Below are 24,095 nucleotides of genomic sequence, written 5' to 3'. Positions count from 1 at the left end.
GGAGATAACAAAAATGGCAATGGTCCAACCGAAATCGCAAAAAGCACGTTTGTTTATTACTCACCTGCTACTACTACTTTTTATCGCGGCGATTATGTTCCCGCTGCTGATGGTCGTCGCCATCTCGCTGCGCCAGGGGAACTTCGCGACCGGTAGCCTGATCCCGGAGCAAATCTCGTGGGATCACTGGAAACTGGCGTTAGGTTTTAGCGTTGAACAGGCGGATGGCCGCATTACGCCACCACCATTTCCGGTACTGCTGTGGCTGTGGAACTCGGTAAAGGTCGCCGGTATTTCCGCGATTGGTATTGTGGCGCTCTCCACCACCTGCGCTTATGCCTTCGCCCGTATGCGCTTCCCTGGCAAAGCGACGCTGCTGAAAGGAATGCTGATTTTCCAGATGTTCCCGGCGGTACTCTCACTGGTGGCGTTGTATGCGTTGTTTGACCGTTTGGGCGAGTACATTCCGTTTATCGGTCTGAATACCCACGGCGGCGTTATCTTTGCTTACCTGGGCGGGATTGCGCTGCACGTCTGGACGATTAAAGGTTATTTCGAAACCATCGATAGCTCGCTGGAAGAAGCGGCGGCGCTGGATGGTGCGACACCGTGGCAGGCTTTCCGCCTTGTCCTGTTGCCATTATCTGTACCGATTCTGGCGGTGGTGTTCATCCTGTCGTTTATCGCTGCCATTACCGAAGTTCCGGTCGCGTCGTTGTTACTGCGTGACGTGAACAGTTACACCCTGGCCGTGGGGATGCAGCAATACCTTAACCCGCAAAACTACCTGTGGGGTGACTTTGCCGCCGCTGCCGTGATGTCTGCATTACCAATCACCATCGTCTTCTTGCTGGCTCAACGCTGGTTGGTTAACGGCCTGACGGCAGGTGGTGTGAAAGGTTAAAGATGTTGTTCTGCCAATGTTATGCCGCTAGACCCTCAACTTACGTTATCCTAACTTGTGACTGTTATTCGGCGCTCTTCGGAGCGCCTCTTTTTTACTCCCGCTTCAACCGTTTCGAATTACATAACCACAGGGTGATCACCAGCAACAGGATCGCTGCCGAGTAGATCAACACATCCAGTGGCGATTTATGATCGACGATGATCAAGCGCACAATGGCGGTGATCCCGATATAGACAAAGTAACGTAGCGGGAAGTGAAAACCGGACTGAAAGTACTTCACAATCAGCGCGATAAATTCGAAATAGAGAAAATAAACCACCAGCCCTTCTACCAGCTCATATTTGCTGGTTTGTTCTGGCGCGAACAGCACATCAGCCAGATGCACCGTTTCTTTGCCGAGGAAGACAACCAAAATCAGGCCGAGACACAGCAGGCCAAGATTGAGAACGGTCTGCAAAATGGTGGAGATAAACTCCACGCGCGGACGAGAGAGTGACGTCATAGCAGTACCTCCTTCACAGTGGCGAGCTTCCTGTATAACGTAAAAATGTGACGGAGATCTATATTTTTTGTGTATGTTTTGTTCAACCTGGATTTGGGACGCGCCTCCACCAACGCCGGATGTACCTACCCGTAGGCCGAATAAGCCGCGCCTGGCGGCGCATCCGGCAAGGCAAACCGCACCAAAGTCGGTAATGCAAAAATCACCCATTCAGGTGATTCCCTACCCCCAGTAAAGCGCGAAAAATCGACAATGTTCCTCTGGAACAAATGAAACGTAACCTGATAAAGGTGGTAAAAATGAAGCCTTATTTTGCTGCTTTGTTGTTATCAGTCTCTGTTCTTCCTGCTTATGCTGGTCCGCTCGGCACTGCTGATAAAGCCGACCTACCGCAAAGCAATGTCTCCAGCCCAATGATGGCTCAGTCGCTCAGGCAACCAGACCTGCAACCGATATCGACGGACAGGAAGACAGAATGTTTTCGCCTTTACACACCAGATCGCAAACCGGGGGTGAACTGCGTTCCTGATGGCTCAACAGGCCATTAAGAATGAGGGTGCCAGTGATTGCGAAAACTGGCACCTTTCCCATGACTTAGCGGAAATTTACGCTACGGTCGCTGGTCATATCATACAACTGGAACTTACGCCCAAGTTGCTGACCACCGTCACGCGTCAGCGGCGTCCAGCCAATCGCCGCACGGCTGCGTGTCGGGCCAGACGAGAAGAGATCCAGCGGTACAGAGACATACACGCCTTTGGTGAAGTCCCCTTCGCCGTACTCCTCTTTCGAAACATTAGTGATCGTGGCATAGCCACCCACCACCACGCCGCTATCAAAGCGTTTGGCTATTTCCAGCGTGCCGCCTTTATCCCCTGCCAGATACTGCCCGACGCTCGCTTTCACCAACACGTCCTGGGCGAAAGATGGCGTCCAGTACGCGGTCAGATGCCCGGTTTTCACGCTGTAGTCGGTGAATTTCATCATATCTTTTGCGCTACGCCAGTCGCGCTGTTTAACGTAGTTGGCATCCAGACCAAACGCCCAGTTGCTGTCCAGCGGGCGATACAACACTTCTGCCCCCGCACCGCCAAACATGGTTTCGAGATAACCTCCGTAGACCTGACCGTAGAAGCCATTGCCCAGATGCTGGAAGTAGTTGGCTTGCAGGTTATTCACATAGACATCATTCTGCACATACTCGCGCACATGGGTACGAACACGCGGTAAGTGCGAGTCCTGCGGCGGATTGGTGTAGTTAAACTTGTCGTAGTTGTTGGCAAGATTTGCAAAAAGGCTGCCGGTGGTGAGCAAATGGTCCGTCAGCCACAAATCTGCCGTTCCCATCACGCCCAGCTGATACATGTAAAAGTTTTCCGGGCCACCGACCGACTGGTTCAGCACCGGATCGATATGGAAATCAAAACGCGATTTGTCGATATACCAGCCCTGCTCGGTGGACTTTGGAACCACTGGCTCGACGCGTTTTTGCGCCAGCGTCGTTTCGTGGCCCAACGGCTCTCCGGCGAGATGATTTTTCAGGCTGGCGACATCGGTTTCCGTCGTCACCTGCGGCATGTTAAGGCGGTTTTCCGTGATACGGATCGTTTTGATCCCATCCGGCAGATCGTTCATCACGATCCGATTGGCGCGGATGATCCCTTCGCGCGAATCACGATATTTCACTTGCTCGCCGGTGACATACAGCGTATCGCCTTTCGCCTGGATCTGCGGATCAGCAAGTCCGGCGTTGTATTTCAACAGCGTTAACTGATTCGCCACCACCGAATGCTGCAAAATGGCATCCTGCGGCTGCGGTTGATATTGCGGGCGGGCGTTATCGTTGTAAGACGGGCGCAGATCGTTAAAGTTGGTGCGCAGCGTGACGCCAAACATAAAGGTGTTACCACGTTCATAGCTAAGGTTAACGTCGGCCCAATCGGTAACGCGATAAATCGCACCGACGTTAAACTTACTTTTTTGCTCCAGCTTCCCGGCAAAATCCTGCTGATAATTATTGCCTTCATACTCCAGTTTCAGGCGCAGTGGCTGCCAGGGCGTCTGGTATTCCACGCCGCCAAACAGTGAGGCAGGACCGTGGAACATCTGGCTGCCGTCGATAGATCCCGCCTGTTTGTAGCTGTTATCGCGATAGCAATATTTATCACTGGCTGAACAGAGCGGATTTTTCACATTACCGCTGGTGCCCAGATATCCCCAGCCCAGACCGAGTGTAAAATCGAACGGCCCCCAGGCTTTACTGGCGACAAGATATTCTGCATCAAACAGCCCCGTGCCACCGATATCCCGCGCGCCAACCGCCACTTGCGGCAGCCAATAACTCTCTTCCCACAAACGCAGTTTGAGATCGAAGGCTTTATCTTTATACGTTTGATCACCAGAGAACGCTTCGACGCTGCTGTACTGCCGGGTGCGCACGTCGGTATAACGCAGCGTTGTTTCCAGCCACGGGAAGAGTTGCACTGAAGCTGAGTAATAACGGTACTGATCGTTATCGCGATAGTTCAAACTCAACTCCCCTTCCCGCGCCATGCGCGCGGTGGGCGTTTGTAATAATCCTACGCCACCGAAATCCGACTGCGACGGACCAATGGGCGCAGGATATGTTTCGCCGTAGCAAGCTGTGCTAATGCCCAGCGCCAGTAAGCTAAGCAGATGTCTTTTTTTCATTATTGGGGTATCCGCTGCGTCAGAGTCTGAAGAATGTCGGCGTTAAGGGCATCAGGCGTCTCACTCCAGACGGAGTCCGCGAGGCCAACATAAATAATGCTGCCGGGCATCGGCTCTACGTGACGCTTGTTCCAGTAAGCCACCGGCGCTTTTTGCGTGCGTCCGTCCGGGTAAACGACCCACGCGTAGCTGCGATCCGCACCGCTAAGCAGACTTTGCCCGGAGAGATAGCTCGCCACGTCGCGACCGGGAGTGAATGGCTGATTGCCAGGACGGCTGATAAGCCCGAACAACGTGACCGTGGACGGCGGTGGTCCGACCCACAGCGTGTAGTTGCCCTGCAACGGCGGGTTACCGCGTTCGGCAACGCGCACGATATCAGGATCAAGATTGATTTTTTGTCTGCCCGTCACCTTCAACGCCTGAATTTGCTGGCGTAAGGCGTTAATGGCGGCGGCATCGTCGGCGCTGGAGTCTGCGGCCTGTTCAGCCAGCCGTGTCAGCAACGCCTGCTGCTGACGCAATGCTGCCGCTGTTGCCAGCTCTTCGCTAATGACCGCACCGGGCCACCAGCTGTTTGCCAGCCGTGGTTGGCCTACCAGATCGATTAAATACTCCGCGCCCGTCAGCGTTTTGGCCTCACCACTACCATTGCTGAACACCTTGACGGTTCCTGCCGCAAAGACCGATGACGCTCCCACACTCAAAAGCAACGCGACAATAGTTTGTTTAATCATTGTTTTGCCGCCTTGATGAGCGTGGTTTTCACCGGGAAATAATCCGCGCCGAGATACTGTTCCGACTGGCGAATTTGCCCTTCGCTGTCGATCCAATAGCGGTTATGCCAGCGCGCCTGGTCGGTGGAGACTTCTTCGTCCAGCACGCGAACCGGAGTTTCATCGCTGCCGACCTTGACGGTATCAGTGCCATCCCATTTGAAGACTGAGCGTGCGGTGGCGTAGCGTACCTGTTGGTACTCGGTCCAGCCCATCGTGCGAGTCCAGGTTGCACCATCAACAATTTGTGCGGGTTTGATCAGCGGGTCAGCGGCAAGGTTATTCACTTCAATCAGGTTGTCGCCGCCAAGCAAAGTCTTCACCAGACGACCATGTTGTGTGACGAGAGTGGCCTGATCCTGAGTGACCCATTTTTGTTGTCCGTCTTCAGCGAAGGCCAGCACCACAAACAACTGCGGCCCGCCATTAAGCTGCATGTACTGGCTGGCGTAGGGCATATTTTGAATATCATCGTCCGTCAGTTGTACGCCTGGCGTACCGAACAGACTGTCCCACAGTGAATTGCCCAGCTCTTTAGTCGTGGCTGAACAGGCCTGTAATAGCAGGCAGATAAGAATGAGTGCAGGTCGCTTCACGACTCTTCTCCAGAGGGGCAGAATAACCACACCGGAGTGTGGTTATGGTAAATCCCTTCATACTTCAAGCCACAGATGCGATGACTCGAATTATTTTGGGGATACATACTTTATTACTGGGTACTGGTGGTTGTGGTAGTTGTGGTCCCGGTATTAGAACCATCACCGCCACCGGTTGCCGCGAGCGCGACACCCACCGCCGAGCTTACGGTGCTGACGCTGGTCGCGGAGGAACTCCCCGCCGAAACCGACGTTGCTGCCGACCCTGCCGCTTCGCCCACCTGTACAGGTGCAGCCCACGCAGAAGTCGCCGCAAGCGCAGATATGGCAAAAATGCCATACAGAACTTTTTTCATAACAATTTCCCTTCATTGAATGAATGGAGATTTACCCAAAAACATTTCGGGCGGGATCGAGTATACACAACTAAAGCATGCGAATTACGGCGCGGGGAATTAGTGAAGGAGTTTTAGGACAATTGGAATGAATATCAAATATAAGCTTTAACTTATATATAAATAAGATTAAAAATCATGAACTTAAAATAAAATAAAAAGTAATTAATCTGCGTACTTTCCGAAATCAACCACGATTAAAAATCTATTTTAGGATTAACCTCACGGTATGATTTTCGTTAAATCACAGACAAGGGGATTTATCTGATAAAACAATGCCGACTTATAGTCGGCATTGTTATTAAGGTTATTTAATCAATCGTGCTATGTATTAATTGCCGAATACGATGTACATATCGGCATCGACCTGTAGGCCTGATAAGACGCGACCGCGTCGCATCAGGCACCGGTTGCCGGATGCGGCGTGAACGCCTTATCCGGCCTACATATCGGCATCAAACATGCACGATGATTAACCGCGCCACGCTTTATAGCGGTTAATCAGACCATTGGTCGAGCTATCGTGGCTGCTGATTTCTTTGTCATCTTTCAGCTCTGGCAGAATACGGTTCGCCAGCTGTTTACCCAGCTCCACGCCCCACTGGTCGAAGGTGAAGATGTTCAGAATCACGCCCTGAGTAAAGATTTTGTGCTCATACAGCGCAATCAACGCACCCAGGCTGAACGGAGTGATTTCGCGCAGCAGGATGGAGTTGGTCGGGCGGTTACCTTCGAACACTTTGAACGGCACCACGTAGTCAAGCGTTGCCGGATCTTTACCCTGATCGCGATATTCCTGCTCAACCACTTCGCGGGATTTACCAAACGCCAGTGCTTCGGTCTGAGCGAAGAAGTTAGACAGCAGTTTCTGGTGATGATCAGAGAGCGGGTTATGGGTAATAGCCGGAGCGATGAAATCGCATGGCACCATTTTGGTTCCCTGGTGGATCAGCTGGTAGAACGCGTGCTGACCGTTCGTACCCGGCTCACCCCAGATAATCGGGCCAGTCTGGTAATCCACCACGTTACCGTTACGGTCAACATATTTGCCGTTGGACTCCATATTGCCCTGCTGGAAGTACGCCGCGAAACGGTGCATATACTGGTCATACGGCAGAATCGCTTCAGTTTCCGCGCCAAAGAAATTGTTGTACCAGATGCCAATCAGCGCCAGCAGTACAGGCAGGTTTTTCTCTGCAGGCGTGGTGGAGAAATGCTTGTCCATCGCGTGTGCGCCGGAAAGCAGTTCAACGAAGTTATCAAAGCCGATGGAGAGAACAATCGACAGGCCAATCGCTGACCACAAAGAGTAACGACCGCCAACCCAGTCCCAGAACTCGAACATGTTGGCGGTATCAATACCAAACTCGCCAACGGCTTTCGCATTGGTGGAAAGCGCCGCAAAGTGTTTCGCAACGTGCTTCTCATCACCAGCCGCTTTCAGGAACCAGTCACGCGCACTATGGGCGTTGGTCATGGTTTCCTGAGTAGTGAAGGTTTTAGATGCTACCAGGAACAGCGTGGTTTCCGGGTTTACTTTTTTCAGCACTTCCGCGATGTGAGTGCCATCGACGTTAGAAACAAAGTGCATGTTCAGGTGGTTTTTGTAAGGGCGCAGTGCTTCAGTCACCATGTACGGACCAAGGTCAGAACCGCCGATACCAATGTTCACTACGTCGGTGATTGCTTTGCCGGTATAACCTTTCCACTCACCGGAAATAATCGCTTCCGAGAAGGTTTTCATCTTCGCCAGCACCGCGTTGACTTCCGGCATAACATCTTTGCCATCAACCAGAATCGGCGTATTGCTACGGTTACGCAGCGCCACGTGCAGTACGGCACGGTTTTCGGTGCGGTTGATCTTCTCGCCAGAGAACATCGACTTAATCGCGCCCGCCAGATCGCACTCTTTCGCCAGATCTTGTAATTTCGCCAGCGTTTCTTCGGTGATGCGGTTTTTGGAGTAATCCACCAGCATCTGATCGTCGAAGGTTGCGGAGAACTTAGAAAAACGATCGCCGTCTTTAGCAAAAAGATCGGCGATCGTAACGTCTTTCATTTCATCGAAGTGTTTCTGTAGTGCCTGCCAGGCCGCGGTCTGCGTTGGATTGATGTTTTTCATTAGCAATACTCTTCTGATATTGAGAATTGTGACTGTGGAAGATTGTAGCGCCAGTCACAGAAAAATGTGATGGTTTTAGTGCCGTTAGCTCAGCTAACCACTGAAAAGGATAAAAAGTATAGACGTTATAAGCACAATTTCTGACCACGCCCGCTGCATGAATAATCCGCATAATCCCGGCGTTGACACACTCCCCTACACCTTTTATTTATAAATACGGTCTGCGCCTGCACCGGTTTCTGTTTTGCCTTTGTGCCAAGGTCGCTTCTTTCATTCCCTGACACGAGGTTGTTATGCCCGATATTGTTGTCTCCAAATTTGGTGGTACTAGCGTGGCTGATTTCGACGCCATGAACCGCAGCGCCGACATTGTGCTTTCTGATGTGAATGTGCGTTTAGTTGTGCTTTCTGCTTCTGCGGGCATTACCAATCTGTTGGTTGCACTGGCTGAAGGTCTGGAACCGGTTGAGCGTTTCGAAAAACTCGATGCCATTCGCAATATTCAGTTCGCCATTCTGGAGCGCCTGCGTTACCCGAACGTCATCCGTGAAGAGATTGAACGTTTGCTGGAGAACATTACCGTTCTGGCCGAAGCTGCTGCACTGGCAACCTCTCCAGCGCTAACTGATGAACTGGTCAGCCACGGCGAACTGATGTCTACCCTACTGTTTGTGGAGATTCTGCGTGAGCGCAATGTTCAGGCCCAGTGGTTTGATGTGCGTAAAGTGATGCGCACAAACGATCGCTTTGGCCGCGCGGAGCCAGATATTGCTGCACTGGCGGAACTGTCTGCGCTGCAACTAACCCCACGTCTCAGCGAAGGTTTAGTCATCACCCAGGGCTTTATTGGCAGTGAAAGTAAAGGGCGCACCACAACGCTTGGTCGCGGCGGTAGTGACTACACGGCGGCACTATTGGCAGAAGCGTTAAACGCTGCTCGCGTCGATATCTGGACAGATGTGCCGGGGATTTATACTACCGACCCGCGCGTCGTGCCTGATGCCAAACGAATTGATGAAATCGCCTTTGAAGAAGCGGCTGAGATGGCAACCTTTGGCGCCAAAGTACTTCATCCAGCAACCTTACTGCCTGCTGTTCGCAGCGATATCCCGGTGTTTGTCGGTTCAAGTAAAGATCCGCGTGCTGGCGGTACTTTGGTGTGTAATAAAACCGAAAATCCGCCGTTGTTCCGTGCGCTGGCTCTGCGTCGCAAACAAACGCTGTTAACCCTGCATAGCCTGAATATGCTGCATTCTCGCGGCTTCCTCGCGGAAGTTTTCGGCATTCTCGCACGGCATAATATTTCGGTGGATTTAATTACTACGTCGGAGGTAAGCGTGGCGCTGACCCTCGACACTACCGGTTCAACGTCAACTGGAGATACGTTGCTGACACAATCGCTGCTGATGGAGCTTTCAGCGCTGTGTCGGGTAGAAGTGGAAGAAGGCCTGGCGCTGGTGGCTCTGATTGGTAACGACCTGTCAAAAGCCTGTGGTGTTGGCAAAGAGGTGTTTGGCGTACTTGAACCGTTCAACATTCGCATGATTTGCTACGGCGCTTCCAGTCATAACCTGTGCTTCCTGGTGCCGGGCGAAGATGCGGAACAGGTAGTGCAGAAACTGCATTTTAATTTGTTTGAGTAAACGACCAGTACAGGCGAGTTGCGACCCCATATCGCTACTCGCCATGCCGGTGCAATCACCACTACATACGACTCTGCTGCTTCTCCGTATGTACACGTTTGACTATCTTATAAATCCATTGCAGCGTCAGATTATATTTCTTCGCTAATTCAGCGTAGTTGCGCCCATCGCACTCGCTATAGATTTGGTAGTCACGCTCCGATGCTCGTCCGGAGATCCCCTTAGGGAAATAGATGCTTTGTCCGCCCCAGTTACGCATCATTCGGTCGGCAATGGCAAAACCCACATTTTCTGCCGATGAACTGTCGAGAATGATGCTTTCAATCAGAACTTGCGATGCATGAAAAGCCAGGTCGTTAATAATCTCCGGTGTCCGGGCCATCTCTTTTGATTTTCGTATCATTTTTCATCTCCATATATCTTGCATCCTGAATAAGACCCGATGCGTGTAAAACCACGGATATACGCTAAGCAGTTGTCATTACTGCTACTCAATACATTCAACAAACAAATAAATAATCACCCAAAATATAAATTTTTAGTATTAATGAACGCCATAAATTCACGAAATAAATATATTGTTTGCATTATGTTTCTTGTCAACAGGAGTATCATTTTACACTATACTGTATACGTATACAGTATTATTTTTACCTGTAGTGTTAAAAGATCGTTTCCCTCACAGTAGCTGACTTTCTTAAACAAACTTTAAAAATCAAATAACTATAGACTATTCCTACGATCCACCATCATCTTTCCCCTGCATAATGACGCGCTTATTCGCCAGGTCACCTTTTGCTCTTTAATTGATGAGTCGATTTATTAGCGGGCTTGTTCATTTATAGAGAATCTATTTTTTAAACTTATTTATTAAAGCTTTTTTCATTCTTCACTGGAGGGTTCTGACGACACTAAACGCTCACTTATCAGGAGATATCGTATGAAAAAAGTCACTTTTCCCCGGCTTTCCGGCTGGCTGGTCGCTTCCGTCGCGCTGTTTGTCGTGATCGGCTGGACCTCTTCAGCACAGATCCCGGTCGTCATTTATAAACTAAGCCTGGTTTCGCTTTCCGCGGTGCTGGGATACTGGCTCGATCGCAGTTTGTTCCCCTGGGCACGGCCTGACTCTTTTAGCCCCTGGAAGGAACCGCGTTGCTGCGCGGCGGCAATGATTCGCCGCGCCATCATCGTTGCCGCCGTCTGTCTTTCCGTCGCCTTAGGGCTATAGTGATGTGGCTGAAATATATCGCGTCTATGATTATTTTCGTTCTTTTCCCGCTTAACGCCTCTGAACCGCCGCGAGCCTCTCTGGCATGGCGAAACGAACTAATTCGTACCGCTCGAGAAGTCTGGGGGCTGAATGCCCCAGTGGCCGACTTTGCCGGGCAATTACACCTGGAGTCCGCCTGGCAGCCAATGGTACGTTCCCCCGTTGGCGCACAAGGTATGGCGCAATTTATGCCTGCTACAGCGACATGGATAAGCCAGTTGTATCCACAATTGCGTGAAAACAAACCGTATAACCCAACCTGGGCGATTCGCGCGCTGGTGCAATATGACCAGCATTTGTGGAAAAACATCTCTGCGAAAAATGACTGTCAGCGTATGGCGTTTACCCTAAGCGCCTATAACGGCGGTCAGGGGTGGGTTAACCGGGATAAAAAACTAGCTGCATCCAAAGGGTTAGATGCCACTAGCTGGTTTGGTCATGTCGAGCGAGTCAACGCCGGGCGCAGCGCTGCTAACTGGCGAGAAAATCGTCGCTATCCAAAGATGATCCTCTATCTACACGCCGCCCGCTATTTACTCTGGGGACAGGCAAGCTGTCTTCACTAATCAGAGGGGCCGATGAAACTCAGTATCGATTTTTGGGAAGTGATCTCCCTTATGCTTTCCTTCGTTGGATTAATGTTTGCTGCCGGAAAACTGCTGTTAGCGCAAATTGAAAAACGACTTAATGAGCGTTTTGAGTCTCTGGAAAATGCCCGCAGGGAATCAGAAACAAGTTGGTCGAAACTGGAAAGAGAGTTTCTTGAATTTCGTGCCGAGCTTCCGCTGCATTATGTCCGCAGAGAAGATTATCTTCGTGGGCAAGCAGTATTAGAAGCAAAGCTGGATGCCTTATATAGCAAAATCGAGCTGTTACAACGTGGCAGCTATTAAATACATCCCCACCTTTACGTAAGTGTGGGGATTTTTTATAGCCATTCAATTTTTTCTCTAAATTACATTAAAAGATTCTTCACCTTCACTGCTTCAGAATATATTTCAACGATAACGAAGTGAGCGGTAATTAAGGTACAACCCATATGGAAATTTTATCTGTAATGAATTCTGTTGTGACCAGATTACGTGAACACAACCCCGAAATGGACGTATTTATTTCAGCTACGGATGCCCAGAAATATATTCCACAGACACAGCAAGTTGCAGTGATTATTAATTATAGCGGTTCTTTCTTTGCCACGCCCGAAAGCAGTGATGCCATCGTGCAACAGCAAATACTCCGCTTAACCGCCACCGTTATTGTTGGCAAAAATTGTGACGCGTTAAACGCTCTTGATCGCATACGCAGAGCATTGGGTGGCCTTCAGCTTCCTGATTGCGATCGTCTGCTTTGGCTTGAAAAAGAAATTAATACGGGTGAGAGCGGCGGTTTCTGCCGCTACATCCTGGAAATGGCGACCAGCTCGCTGTTTATCGCTGAACAGGAAAGCACGGATCTTCCCCTGCTTACGGAAGTTAATTACGAGGAAACTGAATGAAATACATCTACAACGGCCCGGCAAGCGGCGTCACCCTTGCCGACGGACAAGAAATCTTATTGTGGCCGAACAGTGAAATTGATCTGCCAGAAGACAACGAGTGGGTCATAACCATGATTGCCCGCAATCATCTGACTCCTGTCATCACTCAGGAAGAACAAAATAACGTAGAGGAAATTGTACATGGCAGCTAATTACCTGCACGGTGTAGAAACCATTGAAATTGAAACCGGCCCTCGTCCGGTTAAAGCGGTAAAATCCGCCGTCATCGCTTTAATCGGTACGGCCCCCTGTGGTCCGGTAAATAAACCAACATTATGTCTTTCTGAAAGCGATGCTGCGCAGTTTGGCTCGACTCTGGCTAACTTTACGATCCCACAGGCACTGAAGGCGATTTATGACCACGGTGCCGGTACGGTGGTGGTGATTAACGTGCTGGATCCGGCAAAACATAGCTCCAGCATCAGCAATGAGAGTATCACTTTTGATGCTAACAACCAGGCGAAGCTCGCTCACCGCAATGTGCGTAACGTGGTACTAAAGCCCTCTTCATCAAATTCATCAACCTTTAACACCACAGCATTTAGCGTAGATGAACAAACAGGCATAATCACTCGTAAAGGAGCCGACATTCCTCCTGGAGCGAAAGTTTGCGCCTATTATTCCTGGTGCGACCCTACAAAGGTCACCGCAGCCGATATTATCGGTGCCCTAAATACCGCAGGCGACCGCACGGGGATGAAACTCCTTCAGGACACCTATAACCTGTACGGTTTCTACGCCAAAATCCTGCTTGCTCCCGTGTTTTGTACGCAAAAATCAGTAACTACTGAGCTGATTGCACAAGCGGAAAAACTCGGTGCGATTACCTACATTGATGCTCCGATTGGGACGACATTCCAGCAGGTATTGGCTGGACGCGGTTCGCAAGGGGCTATCAACTTCAATACCAGCTCTGATCGTGTGCGTTTATGTTACCCACACGTCAAAGTTTACGATGGCATCACTAACCAGGAAGTTCTCGAACCACTCTCTTCGCGCGCTGCCGGGCTACGTGCCAAAGTAGACCTCGAAAAAGGTTTCTGGTGGAGCAACTCAAACCAGGAAATTCAGGGTATTACCGGTATTGAACGTTCGCTTTCCGCAATGATTGATGATCCACAAAGCGAAGTGAATCAGCTCAACGAAAACGGCATTACCACTATTTTCAATAGTTACGGTTCTGGTCTGCGCTTGTGGGGTAACCGCACAGCGGCATGGCCTACCGTGACCCATATGCGTAACTTTGAAAACGTCCGCCGGACAGGCGATGTAATCAATGAGTCAATCCGTTATTTCAGTCAGCAGTATATTGATATGCCTATTAATCAGGCAATTATTGACGCACTGACCGAATCGGTAAATACCTGGGGCCGAAAACTAATTGCCGACGGCGCACTGCTTGGCTTTGAGTGCTGGTACGATCCGGCACGAAATTCACCGGCTGAACTCAGCGCCGGTCATTTATTGCTGAGCTATAAATTCACCCCGCCGCCGCCGCTGGAACGTCTGACGTTTGAAACTGAAATTACTTCTGAATATTTAGTCTCTCTGGAGAGCAATAGCTAATGGCTGGAAAAATTCAAATTAACCGTATTACCAACGCCAATATTTATCTCGATGGTAATAACCTTTTAGGTCGTGCAACCGAAATTAAATTGCCTGATGTCAGTTTAATTATGCAAGAGCATAAGGCACTGGGTATGGTCGGCAAAATCGAACTCCCGGCTGGTTTCGATAAACTGGAGGGGGAAATTAAATGGAACTCCTTTTATCAGGACGTAATGCGTAAAACGGCAAACCCGTGGCAGGCGGTAGCATTACAGTGCCGCTCCAGTATTGATTGCTATAACTCCCAGGGGAAAGCGAATCAATTAGCGTTAGTGACACATTTAACCGTGATGTTTAAAAAGAATCCACTGGGCACATTTAAACAGAATGAAAACCCGGAATTCAGCAGCGCCTTTGGCTGTACTTATATTAAGCAAGTGGTCGATGGTGAAACGCTGCTTGAACTTGATTATATGGCGAATATTTTTCGGGTTAACGGCGTGGATCAATTAAGTACCTATCGCAATAACATCGGTGGCTAATTATTCGGGGCTACGGCCCCGAACTTCGCAACATAAATAAGGATACAAAATGAAAGAGCATTATATCTTACAGTTCCCATTTACGTCGGCAGCAGGAAATACTATCGACTCGCTGCAATTACGTCGCCTGAAAGTAAAAGATATGCGCAACGCGCGCCGGATCAGCGAAAAACCCGAAGAGTGGGATGAACCGCTAATGGCGGCGATGACCGGACTGGTGCCAGAAGATTTAGCTGAAATGGATTTGCTGGATTACCAGGCATTGCAGAAACGATTTCAATCCATGCTTACCGTGGTTACAGAATCCTCCCCAGCTATGGCAGGCAATGGCGCTACTGGCGAGATGGTTTCGCTTTCCACCCAGTGAGATAGACGCGCTCACCATAGATGACTTTAGCAACTGGCTGGATGAAGCCAGCGACCAAATAAAGATCGAATATGGCTCGCAGACCTGATGTCTGCGAGTTCTTCAAAGCCCGCCAGGTTTATTTCTTCCCAGCCCCTTTTTTAGAAAAATAACCAGTGGGCCATTATCAATAATTAAAGAGAAACAATTTTGGCCAACGATATTATTACCCAGCTTCAGGCGCGTAATGAGACGTTGACGCAGGCAATAGCCCGTTACGGCTCACTCAACGCCAGAACTTTGTTAGCTCTCTCTTCTCAGCAAGCGACAGTAATCAAACTAACGCAGCAACTTGCCGATTCTGCTCTCCGCCTGGAGGAAAATAGCCGGAACCGCGCTGATCTAATGGAGAAAACCCAAACATTTGCCGGGCAATTTAGCAAGGTATTCAATGTTGAAGCCCCCGACTGGAAGTTGCCATATGAGTTCCAGGACAACATGGTCAATATGGCGACCAAAGGTGGGATGAATGCTACAACCCGCGAGACGCTCAGCCTTAATCTGCGCGGCTGGAGCATGGATTTTAACCAGCAGCAGACCACCTTACAGAACGCAGCCCAAACGCTGATCGAAGGCAATTTGTCGTCGATGCAGGATCTCAACCGTTATATGCCGGAGATCGCCAAAGCTGCCACCGCCACGCGCGAAAGTGCTGAAACGTGGGCGAATGCCGCGCTCGCGACTCATGATCGACTGAATATTGCCCCAGAAAATTTCCACGCCGCGCAAAACATGATGTATGGCATTAGCAAAAGCGGTGGGCCTGCCGTTGCCGAACAAACGCAGTGGATAGAGAAATTTGCAGGTAAAATCGGCGCTCAGGGTCTGGAAGGTATGGCTGAACTGACCGCCACCATGCAGATCGCCATAAAAAACGGGGCCAGTGCCAGTGCGGCGGCGGAGAATTTCGACCACTTTCTGCAAACCACCTTTTCGAAAAAAACCGATAACTGGTTCGCCAGCCAGGGCGTTGATCTGCAAGGTTCTCTGCTTGAGCATCAGCAAAACGGTATGGGTGTTAGCGAAGCCATGACTCATATCGTGCAAATGCAGCTTGAGAAGATGAATCCGGCGATCCTCGACACCTTCAAACGCACCATGAAGATTGAAGATTTATCTGCTCGCAGCACTGCGCTGCAATCGATGGTGACGCAGTTTAATCTGGGCGAAATGTTCGGCGATGCGCAAACAGTGGAATTCCTGGCACCTGTGCTGGCGAATATGGAGGAATATCGCCAGTTAAAAGCCTCTGCCATGCAAGCCAGCAGTAAGAATCTGATTGACGCTGACTTTTCTGCGCAGATGGCCTCGCCCATTGAACAAACTAAAGCGTTACAGCTGGCGTTAAATGATTTATGGCTCAGCATTGGCTTGCAATTAATGCCGCTGATTGGCGAGCTGGCGCAAAGCCTTACTCCGGTTGTTCGCCAGTTCAGCGCATGGCTACGTGAACACCCGGCGCTGGTGCAAAACATTGCGAAAATCGTCGGGGCGATTTGGCTGTTTAACGGCGCGCTGAATGTTTTAAAGCTGGGCGCGAACTTCATCGCCTCGCCGTTAATTCGTCTGGTCGATATCTTCCTGAAAGTCAGGGCAAGTCTGGCGCTCGGCGGCGCAGCGAGTAAGGTGTTATCGGCGGTTAAGTCATTGGGTGGCGGCGCAAAATGGCTAACGCAACTGCTTGGTCGTAGCCTGCTCGGAGCATTGAAACTGGTTGGTCGAACCGTTCTCTCGCTAGGCCGGGTGTTATTGATGAATCCCATTGGTCTGGTCATCACTGCGATTGCGGGCGCTGCTTATCTGATTTATCGCAACTGGGAACCTATCTCCAGGTTCTTTTCCGCCATCTGGCTGCGTATCACAACGGCCTTTAATGGCGGTATTGCTGGTATTAGCCGTTTGATTTGCGACTGGTCGCCACTGGGGCTGTTCTACAGCGCCTTTGCCGGAGTGATGAATTGGTTTGGTGTTGAGATGCCTGCGAGTTTTAGCGAGTTCGGCAGCAATATACTGGGTAGCCTGGCTGACGGCATAATGAATGCTTTTCCCGCTCTGAAAGGCATTATTGACCAGGTCAAAAACGCCATACCAGACTGGCTAAAATCCACAATGGGTATCAGCACAGAAGGATCGGCTGCGGCTGCTACAGGCACCACTAATTCTGCCTCAGTCTCCCCCGCGACCGTTGTTCCAGGCGTTGCCGGTGCGATTTTAACGCCTCCAGTGGGGAAACAACTCGCGCCATCCAGCAAAACGACAACGCCGTCATCAGTGCCTGCCGCAAAACTCGCGTCGACCTCTTTACCAGATAAATCCGTAACCAAACCGGCGACGCTACCCTCCCGTTCCCCTGGAAAAGTCCAGGTGACTTTTTCGCCACAGATTACCGTGCAGGGTAACGGACCAAACAATACTAAAGAGATTCAGAACGTGTTGACGATGAGTAAACGCGAACTGGAAAGAATAATTAACGACGTAATGGCGCAACAACAGCGCCGGGGGTATGCCTGATGTATGCCGTTTTAGGAGAGATTGAATTTAAGGTTGTCACATTCTGGGACGGCTTTAAAAGCACAATGGGCGTGGATTACGCCACACATGCCCGTATAGAAGGCAAGCCCGGCGTGCAGTTTATTGGCGATAAGCTGGATATACTGGCGCTGGAATTTTCCCTGCACAGCCAGTTTTGCCAGCCCACAACAGAGCTGAATCGACTGCGTGAAGCCATGCTTGCTCACAAGGCGATGGCACTGGTATTTGGCAATGGCGATTATCGCGGCTGGTTTGTAATTACAGAGCTAACCGCCACCCACCAGCACACCGATCCCTGGGGCAATGTGATTGCCCAAAACGGAACGATGTCGCTCCAGGAGTACACCGGCGATCCTAAAAATCCACTTTTACCTCCGGCGATTACCACCCAGGAGCCTAACATTGAGGAAAAGGCGAGCAATTTTCCCGACATGGTGGAGTCCTGGTTTGATCAGATATTAAACGCCATTGAAGAAGGTATGCGTAAGGCCAAAGAGATGCTGGATGAACTGACACAAGCCATTGAAGATATTAAAAAAACGGTGGCAAAAGTGAAAGCAATGATTAAAGAGGCCAAAGCGTTAAAAGAAAAGTGTGAAAAGATAATTACGTCATTGAAAAAGACAATCGACGCCATCGAAACCCTGTTTAAACAGCCAACGGATCTGCAAACGCTGGCAGGACTCCCAAAAGCGTTGTCGGCGCAGATTAAAGCTTTACTGGGTAACATGCCAGGTATCCGGGACTGCGCCAATGACGCCAGTACGCTGGTTGACCATGCTCAGGCGCTTTTCGACGACATTACCAGCGGCATCGCCCAAGCGACGTTCGATAAAGCCGCAACGTTGGTTGATCAGGCACGAACAACGGTACAACAAACCACTCCCACAGTGAGCCAGTTTGCTGCCGCGACCATTACGAGGAGCTGGTGATGCGATACCTTGAACATATCACCACCGACAGCGAACGCTGGGATAATCTGGCATGGCATTACTACGGTGATGCGCTGGCTTATGAACGCATAATCGCCGCCAATCCACATGTCGCCATTTACCCGGTGCTGCCTTCCGGTATTCAGCTCATTATTCCGGTCATTTCCGTCAATAAAACCTTATCGGAGATCCCACCATGGCTGAGATAAGCGTAACTGGTGGCGTCTTTGCCACACTCACGCCCATTTTTACCCTCTGGTATGGGCATAAAGATATCACTTATGACATCACACCCTATGTCACCAGCATCAGTTACCACGACAGCATCAAAAACGAGTCAGATACCATCGCAATTACACTGGATGACACTGATGGACGCTGGATAAAAGAGTGGTATCCCGGCAAAGGCGATACGCTGGCGCTGCATATGGGTTATCAGGGGGAAAAGCTGCTCGATTGTGGTCAGTATATTATTGATAAAATCGACATTTCAGCGCCACCTTCTACGGTAAATATTGATGGCATCGCCACTTCCGTCAATCAGGCGCTGCGCACCCGTAACAGCCAGGGTTTTGAAGAAACGACGCTTTCGGCTATCGCCAGCCGTATCGCACAAACTCACGGCCTAAAGCTGGTGGGCAAAATCGAGCCGCTGACGATTGACCGGGTGACACAGTACGGCGAAACCGATGTTGGATTTCTCAAGCGCCTGGCCTGCGAATATGGCTATGCAGTAAAGGTGAGCACCAAAGAGCTGATTTTTTCGCATTTACCCACGCTGCGCTGCCTGGCGTCGGTTAAAAAGATCAACCGCAAAGACGTTTCGCATTTCACCTTCAAAGATACCATTAACCGTATCTACAAAAACGCCACCGTACAGCATCAAAATAGTAAGAAAAAAGAACTGGTTATCTACACTCACGACAGCCAGCAAAAACCGTCTGCCCGTGGAGTCGGCACCAGTGCCGACACGCTAAAACTGAACAGTCGGGCGACGGACGTTGGCGCAGCACAGGCAAAGGCCAACGCTGCACTCGACAGCCACAACGAATATCAGCAAACCGGAACGCTCACAATGATGGGCTGCCCGGATCTGACGGCGGGCAATAAAATTGAACTGACCGATTTTGGCGTGCTTTCCGGTCAGTGGCTGATTGATAAATCGACTCACAGTTTTGTGCGCAGCGGCTATACCACTGAAATCGACGTGTCGCGCGGGCCAGCGACCAGCCAGTAAGGAGGAAATATGAAAGGAGTAACCCGGCAAACGGGGATTATCAGCGATATTGACGAAACCAGCGTTCGGGTGCGAGTCACGCTTCCGGAGTGTGACAATCTGAAGAGCAACTGGCTTGCGGTACTTCAACGCAATTCCCAGGACAATAAAGACTACTGGCTACCGGATATGGGCGAGCAAGTGGAAGTTCTGCTGGACAATAACGGTGAAGATGGCGTGGTGCTGGGCGCAGTTTATTCTACGGTTGACACCGCGCCTGTGGCCTCGCGCGATAAACGTTACGTCCAGTTTTCTGATGGCGCAGCGTTTGAATATGACCGCAGCACGCACCAGCTGACGATTAACGGCGGTATCGAGAAAATCGTGATTGAGGTTATCGACCGTACCAGCCTGACATCGCCCAACGTTGAGATTAAAGCCCAACAGGTCATCGTGACTTCCGATACTGTCGATGTTAAAGCGACCGATGTCAGCATCGACGCCACTAAGGTCGATGTTAAAGCGGCAGCAGTGACGGTAGATGCGCCCATGAGCACCTTTACTGGTAACGTGACGGTAATGAAAAAACTCACCTGGCTTGGCGGGATGGCAGGAAGTGGAGGCATCGGTAACGCCGCCACAATAACTGGCAATGTCAACGTGATCGGCAACGTTCAGGCCAGCGGCGCATTGCAGGACAGCGGTGGCAACTCCAACCACCATTCACACTGACGTTTAACCCGCCTGATGGCGGGTTTTCTCTTTTTAATCAATCAGTTTTCTAAATCGCTTTAATATCCCCGCAGCCCGTTCAGGGCGAAAATACCCTCATGAACACAAAAACACGACCCTCAACGCTGCACTGGCAACCGGCCTTGCAGCGGCCTGAAAAATACGTCTGCGGACTGGATGATATTCACCAGGCAATACACATCATTCTGCGTACACCGCGCGGCAGTGATCCCCACAGACCGCTGTTTGGCAGCAATTTGTGGCACTACATCGATTACCCCATCGAGCGGGCAATCCCGCATGTGGTACGGGAGTCGGTGGAAGCCATTCGCCAGTGGGAACCGCGCTGTCGGTTGCTGAAGGTGACACCTGTAATCGACGGTGAACATCTGACGTTACGTGTGCAATGGCGCGCCGCTGACGGCGTAATCAACTCAACGGAGGTGTTATGGCGATAGCCGAACCCAATTTTATTGACCGCGATCCAGCGCAAATTACCAGTGAGATGATTGCGCAATACGAAGATGCCAGCGGTAAAAAACTCTATCCTGCACAGGCTGAGCGGTTGCTCATCGACCTGTTTGCCTATCGTGAAAACCTTGTACGCATCGCCATTCAGGAAGCGGCGAAACAAAACCTGGTCGCGTATTCCCGCGCGCCAATGCTGGATTATTTAGGGGAGCTGGTGGGCGTTCACCGTTTGCCTGCACAACCGGCAAAAACGACGTTGCAGTTTTCGGTCGTCAGTGCGTATACCAGCAATATCCTGATTCCCCAGGGGACGCGGGCCAGTGCCTCTGATAGCGTGATGTTCGCCACCGATGAAGATGTTCTGCTTCCGGCCAGGAGTTTGCATATCGCCGTTCCTGCCACCAGCCTCGCAGCAGGTGAACAGGGTAACGGCTGGCAGCCTGCACAAATTAGCGCACTGGTCGACAGGATTGGTCATTATGACATCAACGTAACCAACCTGACTGCGTCAACGGGCGGCTGCGGTGAAGAGAGCGATGACGCATTGCGCCAGCGTATCCAACTGGCACCAGAAAGCTTTAGTAATGCGGGCAGCTATGGCGCATACCGCTTCCATACGCTTTCTGTTAGCCAGTCGATTATTGACGTTTCAGTACTGGGGCCGGACGAGGGATTGCCAGAAGGCTGCGTGGAGATCTACCCGCTAACGCTGAATGGTCTGCCGGGAGTGGAACTGCTCGCGCAAATTGAACAGGAGGTTAGCAAGGAGAAAAAACGTCCGCTGACCGACAAAGTGAGTGCGAAATGCGCTCTTCGAGTGCCGTATGAGATCCGTGCGCAGCTAATGCTGTTTACCACCGCCGATCAGGAGACAACGCTGGCTGCGGCGCGTAAAGCGATTAGCCTCTGGACGCAACAGCGGCAGAAACATCTGGGGCAGGACATTGTGCCAAACCAGATAATCAAAGTGTTACAGGTCGATGGCGTCTATGACGTTGCGCTGAATATGCCTACAAAACGTATTTTGCAGGCGCATGAGTGGGCGGAATGCACCGCAATAGACGTCACGATTGCCGGAGTCAGCGATGGATAAATTGCTGCCACCGCCGCCGCTTGCCAGCGATGAGCGTTTTTCCATTCTGGCAAACATCGCCGCCGAGCGTTTTGCCCAACTCGATCTGACGGCGTTGATGGTTTATCTGGTCGACCTGGTTGATGCTTCGGCATTACCAGCCCTTGCAGAACAATTTCACGTTCAGGGGCTGGAAGGTTGGTTATTTACCACCGATGAGCGGGAGAAACGCGAGTTAATTAAACAAGCCATTGAACTGCATAAATATAAAGGAACAATTTGGGCGGTGCGGCGGGTGCTGGAAATACTCTCATTACCCGGAACTATTTCAGAATGGTTTGAATATGGGGGAAGGGCTTATTTTTTTAAGGTGGATATAGAGCTGGTGGATAAAGGTATGGATGAAAACCTTTTCAATGATTTGGTAGAACTCATTCATGAATATAAAAACACACGTTCAAAACTGGAAGCATTAATCGTCTGGATCATTAACCAAAGTGCTATTCCTGTTATTGGCTGTGCACTTTATGGTGGTGAACTGACGACGGTTTTACCTTTCCAGATACGGGAAGTACAGCACAACACATCGATTTATTACGGAACAGGGCAATGGAGCCTTGAAATTACATCTATTTACCCGGAGTAATTATGGATAATGAGTTTTATACTCTACTCACCGACAGGGGAATGGCAAAAATTGCCAATGCTCTGGCGGATAAAAAACAGCTTCATCTACAAAAAATGGCTGTTGGCGACAGCGGAGGACAATATTATGAACCCACCGTCAGCCAAACTAAATTACGCCATGAAGTATGGCGCGGTGATTTAAATACATTAACAGTTGCACCAAATAACCCTAACTGGTTAATTGCGGAACTCGTGCTGCCCGAAAATATCGGCGGCTGGTATGTACGTGAAGTTGGCGTTTATGATACTGATGGTGAATTGATCGCTATCGGTAAATTCCCGGAATCGTATAAACCGCTATTACCCGGCGGCTGCGGTAAGCAAGTTTGCATTCGTCTCATTATGGAAGTGTCCAACACGGCTGCGGTAACACTCACCGTTGACCCCAGTATTGTACTGGCAACACGGGATTATGTTGATTCACAACTGGATGAACATGAGCGTTCGACTAATCATCCTGATGCTACGTTAACGCAAAAAGGCTTTACACAGTTGAGTAACGCCACTGACAGTGATGACGAAACCAAAGCGGCTACGCCAAAAGCGGTGAAAGCGGCAATGATTGAGGCTCGAAATCATCGTCATACCTGGAGTCAGATTACTGATATACCAGATAGTACGCTGACGCAAAAAGGGATTGTGAAGCTTAATAACGCAACCAATAGCAACAGCACGACAGAGGCGGCAACACCGAGCGCGGTTAAGGCGGCGTATGACCTGGCGAATAGTAAAGCTGCGGGTAGTCATACGCATCCCTGGGGACAGATTACGGGTGTTCCGGATGGTACCCTGACACAAAAAGGGATTGTGAAGCTTAATAACGCGACGGATAGCAACAGTACGACGGAGGCGGCGACACCGAGCGCGGTGAAGGCGGCAATAGATAAGGCTAATGCTGCATATAGTAGGTCAACGAATTCTCACATCCAGTTCTTTACCACCAATGGAACGTTTACTGTTCCTGATGGGGTGTCCTTACTTTTTATAGAAATGCTCGGTGGCGGAGGCGGTGGCGGTGGCGGTGGATACGCAAAAGGCAACTCTGGTTTTCCATATAGTACGCAGGGTTTTGGCGGTCAATGCGGAGAAACAAAATTATCAATAGTCACAGTCATTCCAGGAACAAATTACGCTGTCACTGTCGGAGCGGGAGGTGTAGGTGGTCAAGGGGGAAAATTAGAATCAAAGATGGGATCAACTGGAGGTATTCTTTGGAATGTTCATGCCTCAGATGGCATGCAAGGCGGGAACTCATCATTTGCTGACAGCGTAGCTTACGGGGGAACAGGTGGAAACGGTAGTGGGAATACCATGGTTGACCAACACTCTGCTCCTGGTGGGAATGGAATGAATTCACTATATGGCCTAGGGGGGATTGGTTTAGCCCTTTCTAACGGAGGTAATGCCGTTGGTTATGGTGCCGGTGGTGCTGGTGGTAGTGCAGCAAATAATCAAACATCAGCATCTTTTTCCGGCGGACGCGGCTCAGATGGCTTTGTAAAAATATCATGGTGAAAA

General features: G+C 50.4%; 27 protein-coding genes. 20 read left to right on the top strand and 7 right to left on the bottom strand.

Annotated elements, in window-relative coordinates:
* Positions 1-13: 13 nt before the first annotated feature.
* Positions 14-904: a maltose ABC transporter permease MalG gene (gene malG / locus FEM44_RS12040; RefSeq protein ID WP_001252058.1), complete on the top strand. Its 891-nt coding sequence runs from the start codon at positions 14-16 to the stop codon at positions 902-904.
* 94 nt (positions 905-998) lie between these two features.
* Here malG and psiE read toward each other — a convergent pair whose 3' ends face one another.
* The gene (gene psiE / locus FEM44_RS12035; protein ID WP_000202902.1) at positions 999-1,409 is read right to left on the bottom strand and encodes a phosphate-starvation-inducible protein PsiE; all 411 of its coding nucleotides are present in this window, start codon (positions 1,407-1,409) and stop codon (positions 999-1,001) included.
* Positions 1,410-1,678: 269 nt separating this feature from the next.
* Here psiE and FEM44_RS12030 point away from each other — a divergent pair, with 269 nt between their 5' ends.
* A complete protein-coding gene (locus FEM44_RS12030; RefSeq protein ID WP_024212568.1) occupies positions 1,679-1,957 on the top strand; it encodes a hypothetical protein in 279 nt (92 codons plus the stop codon).
* Between the two features lie 46 nt (positions 1,958-2,003).
* Here FEM44_RS12030 and FEM44_RS12025 read toward each other — a convergent pair whose 3' ends face one another.
* The 5 genes from FEM44_RS12025 to pgi form a co-directional block, all read right to left on the bottom strand.
* The gene (locus FEM44_RS12025) at positions 2,004-4,100 is read right to left on the bottom strand and encodes a YjbH domain-containing protein (RefSeq protein ID WP_001550422.1); all 2,097 of its coding nucleotides are present in this window, start codon (positions 4,098-4,100) and stop codon (positions 2,004-2,006) included.
* The gene (locus tag FEM44_RS12020) at positions 4,100-4,837 is read right to left on the bottom strand and encodes a capsule biosynthesis GfcC family protein (RefSeq protein WP_135523522.1); all 738 of its coding nucleotides are present in this window, start codon (positions 4,835-4,837) and stop codon (positions 4,100-4,102) included. The genes FEM44_RS12025 and FEM44_RS12020 overlap by 1 nt, the downstream gene beginning before the upstream one ends.
* Positions 4,834-5,472 (bottom strand): YjbF family lipoprotein, encoded by a 639-nt coding sequence (locus FEM44_RS12015; protein WP_001296632.1) that lies wholly within the window; start codon positions 5,470-5,472, stop codon positions 4,834-4,836. The genes FEM44_RS12020 and FEM44_RS12015 overlap by 4 nt, the downstream gene beginning before the upstream one ends.
* Before the next feature lie 113 nt (positions 5,473-5,585).
* Positions 5,586-5,828 carry an exopolysaccharide production protein YjbE gene (gene yjbE, locus FEM44_RS12010; protein ID WP_000757333.1) on the bottom strand — a complete coding sequence of 81 codons (243 nt, stop codon included), beginning with the start codon at positions 5,826-5,828 and terminating at the stop codon, positions 5,586-5,588.
* Between the two features lie 511 nt (positions 5,829-6,339).
* The gene (gene pgi / locus FEM44_RS12005) at positions 6,340-7,989 is read right to left on the bottom strand and encodes a glucose-6-phosphate isomerase (RefSeq protein ID WP_135523521.1); all 1,650 of its coding nucleotides are present in this window, start codon (positions 7,987-7,989) and stop codon (positions 6,340-6,342) included.
* 293 nt (positions 7,990-8,282) lie between these two features.
* Between pgi and lysC the strand changes: the two genes are divergently transcribed.
* Positions 8,283-9,632: a lysine-sensitive aspartokinase 3 gene (gene lysC / locus FEM44_RS12000; RefSeq protein ID WP_135523520.1), complete on the top strand. Its 1,350-nt coding sequence runs from the start codon at positions 8,283-8,285 to the stop codon at positions 9,630-9,632.
* A gap of 61 nt (positions 9,633-9,693) precedes the next feature.
* Here lysC and FEM44_RS11995 read toward each other — a convergent pair whose 3' ends face one another.
* Positions 9,694-10,035: a Mor transcription activator family protein gene (locus tag FEM44_RS11995; RefSeq protein ID WP_135523519.1), complete on the bottom strand. Its 342-nt coding sequence runs from the start codon at positions 10,033-10,035 to the stop codon at positions 9,694-9,696.
* Positions 10,036-10,572: 537 nt separating this feature from the next.
* Here FEM44_RS11995 and FEM44_RS11990 point away from each other — a divergent pair.
* From FEM44_RS11990 to FEM44_RS26025, 17 genes are all read left to right on the top strand, one after another.
* Complete coding sequence (locus FEM44_RS11990) at positions 10,573-10,860, top strand: putative holin (protein WP_001402757.1); 288 nt, start codon at positions 10,573-10,575, stop codon at positions 10,858-10,860.
* 2 nt (positions 10,861-10,862) lie between these two features.
* On the top strand, positions 10,863-11,468 hold the full coding sequence (locus FEM44_RS11985; protein WP_135523518.1) for a lytic transglycosylase domain-containing protein: 606 nt from the start codon (positions 10,863-10,865) through the stop codon (positions 11,466-11,468).
* Between the two features lie 12 nt (positions 11,469-11,480).
* Positions 11,481-11,795: a membrane protein gene (locus FEM44_RS11980; protein ID WP_000777272.1), complete on the top strand. Its 315-nt coding sequence runs from the start codon at positions 11,481-11,483 to the stop codon at positions 11,793-11,795.
* A 146-nt stretch (positions 11,796-11,941) separates the two neighbouring features.
* Positions 11,942-12,397, top strand: coding sequence for a Gp37 family protein (locus tag FEM44_RS11975; RefSeq protein ID WP_135523517.1), 456 nt, complete (start codon positions 11,942-11,944; stop codon positions 12,395-12,397).
* A complete protein-coding gene (locus tag FEM44_RS11970) occupies positions 12,394-12,591 on the top strand; it encodes a hypothetical protein (protein ID WP_135523516.1) in 198 nt (65 codons plus the stop codon). The genes FEM44_RS11975 and FEM44_RS11970 overlap by 4 nt, the downstream gene beginning before the upstream one ends.
* Positions 12,581-14,005 carry a phage tail sheath subtilisin-like domain-containing protein gene (locus FEM44_RS11965; RefSeq protein WP_135523515.1) on the top strand — a complete coding sequence of 475 codons (1,425 nt, stop codon included), beginning with the start codon at positions 12,581-12,583 and terminating at the stop codon, positions 14,003-14,005. Before FEM44_RS11970 ends, FEM44_RS11965 begins: the two co-directional genes overlap by 11 nt.
* Entirely contained in the window at positions 14,005-14,529 is a 525-nt protein-coding gene (locus tag FEM44_RS11960; protein ID WP_000907502.1) for a phage major tail tube protein, read from the top strand. Before FEM44_RS11965 ends, FEM44_RS11960 begins: the two co-directional genes overlap by 1 nt.
* A 49-nt stretch (positions 14,530-14,578) precedes the next feature.
* The gene (locus FEM44_RS11955; RefSeq protein ID WP_001402753.1) at positions 14,579-14,896 is read left to right on the top strand and encodes a phage tail assembly protein; all 318 of its coding nucleotides are present in this window, start codon (positions 14,579-14,581) and stop codon (positions 14,894-14,896) included.
* Between the two features lie 189 nt (positions 14,897-15,085).
* Entirely contained in the window at positions 15,086-17,446 is a 2,361-nt protein-coding gene (locus FEM44_RS11945; RefSeq protein ID WP_135523514.1) for a phage tail tape measure protein, read from the top strand.
* A complete protein-coding gene (locus tag FEM44_RS11940; protein WP_135523513.1) occupies positions 17,446-18,399 on the top strand; it encodes a phage tail protein in 954 nt (317 codons plus the stop codon). The genes FEM44_RS11945 and FEM44_RS11940 overlap by 1 nt, the downstream gene beginning before the upstream one ends.
* Positions 18,399-18,608 (top strand): tail protein X, encoded by a 210-nt coding sequence (locus FEM44_RS11935; RefSeq protein WP_135523512.1) that lies wholly within the window; start codon positions 18,399-18,401, stop codon positions 18,606-18,608. Before FEM44_RS11940 ends, FEM44_RS11935 begins: the two co-directional genes overlap by 1 nt.
* Positions 18,596-19,636, top strand: a complete 1,041-nt coding sequence (locus tag FEM44_RS11930; protein WP_135523511.1) for a phage late control D family protein — start codon at positions 18,596-18,598, stop codon at positions 19,634-19,636. The genes FEM44_RS11935 and FEM44_RS11930 overlap by 13 nt, the downstream gene beginning before the upstream one ends.
* A 9-nt stretch (positions 19,637-19,645) precedes the next feature.
* Complete coding sequence (locus FEM44_RS11925) at positions 19,646-20,347, top strand: phage baseplate assembly protein V (protein WP_135523510.1); 702 nt, start codon at positions 19,646-19,648, stop codon at positions 20,345-20,347.
* A gap of 98 nt (positions 20,348-20,445) precedes the next feature.
* A complete protein-coding gene (locus tag FEM44_RS11920) occupies positions 20,446-20,805 on the top strand; it encodes a GPW/gp25 family protein (RefSeq protein WP_135523509.1) in 360 nt (119 codons plus the stop codon).
* Positions 20,796-21,911: a baseplate assembly protein gene (locus tag FEM44_RS11915; protein ID WP_135523508.1), complete on the top strand. Its 1,116-nt coding sequence runs from the start codon at positions 20,796-20,798 to the stop codon at positions 21,909-21,911. Before FEM44_RS11920 ends, FEM44_RS11915 begins: the two co-directional genes overlap by 10 nt.
* Positions 21,904-22,536 (top strand): phage tail protein I, encoded by a 633-nt coding sequence (locus FEM44_RS11910; RefSeq protein WP_135523507.1) that lies wholly within the window; start codon positions 21,904-21,906, stop codon positions 22,534-22,536. The genes FEM44_RS11915 and FEM44_RS11910 overlap by 8 nt, the downstream gene beginning before the upstream one ends.
* A gap of 2 nt (positions 22,537-22,538) precedes the next feature.
* The gene (locus FEM44_RS26025; protein ID WP_135523506.1) at positions 22,539-24,092 is read left to right on the top strand and encodes a phage tail-collar fiber domain-containing protein; all 1,554 of its coding nucleotides are present in this window, start codon (positions 22,539-22,541) and stop codon (positions 24,090-24,092) included.
* The last annotated feature ends 3 nt before the right edge of the window (positions 24,093-24,095 follow it).

This window comes from Escherichia sp. E4742, from assembly GCF_005843885.1.
Taxonomy (GTDB): domain Bacteria; phylum Pseudomonadota; class Gammaproteobacteria; order Enterobacterales; family Enterobacteriaceae; genus Escherichia.
The sequence above is the reverse complement of the archived record's forward strand: the minus strand, read 5'-3'. Positions and strand labels throughout refer to the sequence as shown.

Coding starts and splice junctions, on each gene's coding strand:
- malG (WP_001252058.1), top strand. CDS start 14: ATGGCAATGGTCCAACCGAAATCGCAAAAAGCACGTTTGTTTATTACT.
- psiE (WP_000202902.1), bottom strand. CDS start 1,409: ATGACGTCACTCTCTCGTCCGCGCGTGGAGTTTATCTCCACCATTTTG.
- FEM44_RS12030 (WP_024212568.1), top strand. CDS start 1,679: ATGAAACGTAACCTGATAAAGGTGGTAAAAATGAAGCCTTATTTTGCT.
- FEM44_RS12025 (WP_001550422.1), bottom strand. CDS start 4,100: ATGAAAAAAAGACATCTGCTTAGCTTACTGGCGCTGGGCATTAGCACA.
- FEM44_RS12020 (WP_135523522.1), bottom strand. CDS start 4,837: ATGATTAAACAAACTATTGTCGCGTTGCTTTTGAGTGTGGGAGCGTCA.
- yjbE (WP_000757333.1), bottom strand. CDS start 5,828: ATGAAAAAAGTTCTGTATGGCATTTTTGCCATATCTGCGCTTGCGGCG.
- pgi (WP_135523521.1), bottom strand. CDS start 7,989: ATGAAAAACATCAATCCAACGCAGACCGCGGCCTGGCAGGCACTACAG.
- lysC (WP_135523520.1), top strand. CDS start 8,283: ATGCCCGATATTGTTGTCTCCAAATTTGGTGGTACTAGCGTGGCTGAT.
- FEM44_RS11995 (WP_135523519.1), bottom strand. CDS start 10,035: ATGATACGAAAATCAAAAGAGATGGCCCGGACACCGGAGATTATTAAC.
- FEM44_RS11990 (WP_001402757.1), top strand. CDS start 10,573: ATGAAAAAAGTCACTTTTCCCCGGCTTTCCGGCTGGCTGGTCGCTTCC.
- FEM44_RS11985 (WP_135523518.1), top strand. CDS start 10,863: ATGTGGCTGAAATATATCGCGTCTATGATTATTTTCGTTCTTTTCCCG.
- FEM44_RS11980 (WP_000777272.1), top strand. CDS start 11,481: ATGAAACTCAGTATCGATTTTTGGGAAGTGATCTCCCTTATGCTTTCC.
- FEM44_RS11975 (WP_135523517.1), top strand. CDS start 11,942: ATGGAAATTTTATCTGTAATGAATTCTGTTGTGACCAGATTACGTGAA.
- FEM44_RS11970 (WP_135523516.1), top strand. CDS start 12,394: ATGAAATACATCTACAACGGCCCGGCAAGCGGCGTCACCCTTGCCGAC.
- FEM44_RS11965 (WP_135523515.1), top strand. CDS start 12,581: ATGGCAGCTAATTACCTGCACGGTGTAGAAACCATTGAAATTGAAACC.
- FEM44_RS11960 (WP_000907502.1), top strand. CDS start 14,005: ATGGCTGGAAAAATTCAAATTAACCGTATTACCAACGCCAATATTTAT.
- FEM44_RS11955 (WP_001402753.1), top strand. CDS start 14,579: ATGAAAGAGCATTATATCTTACAGTTCCCATTTACGTCGGCAGCAGGA.
- FEM44_RS11940 (WP_135523513.1), top strand. CDS start 17,446: ATGTATGCCGTTTTAGGAGAGATTGAATTTAAGGTTGTCACATTCTGG.
- FEM44_RS11935 (WP_135523512.1), top strand. CDS start 18,399: ATGCGATACCTTGAACATATCACCACCGACAGCGAACGCTGGGATAAT.
- FEM44_RS11930 (WP_135523511.1), top strand. CDS start 18,596: ATGGCTGAGATAAGCGTAACTGGTGGCGTCTTTGCCACACTCACGCCC.
- FEM44_RS11925 (WP_135523510.1), top strand. CDS start 19,646: ATGAAAGGAGTAACCCGGCAAACGGGGATTATCAGCGATATTGACGAA.
- FEM44_RS11920 (WP_135523509.1), top strand. CDS start 20,446: ATGAACACAAAAACACGACCCTCAACGCTGCACTGGCAACCGGCCTTG.
- FEM44_RS11915 (WP_135523508.1), top strand. CDS start 20,796: ATGGCGATAGCCGAACCCAATTTTATTGACCGCGATCCAGCGCAAATT.
- FEM44_RS11910 (WP_135523507.1), top strand. CDS start 21,904: ATGGATAAATTGCTGCCACCGCCGCCGCTTGCCAGCGATGAGCGTTTT.
- FEM44_RS26025 (WP_135523506.1), top strand. CDS start 22,539: ATGGATAATGAGTTTTATACTCTACTCACCGACAGGGGAATGGCAAAA.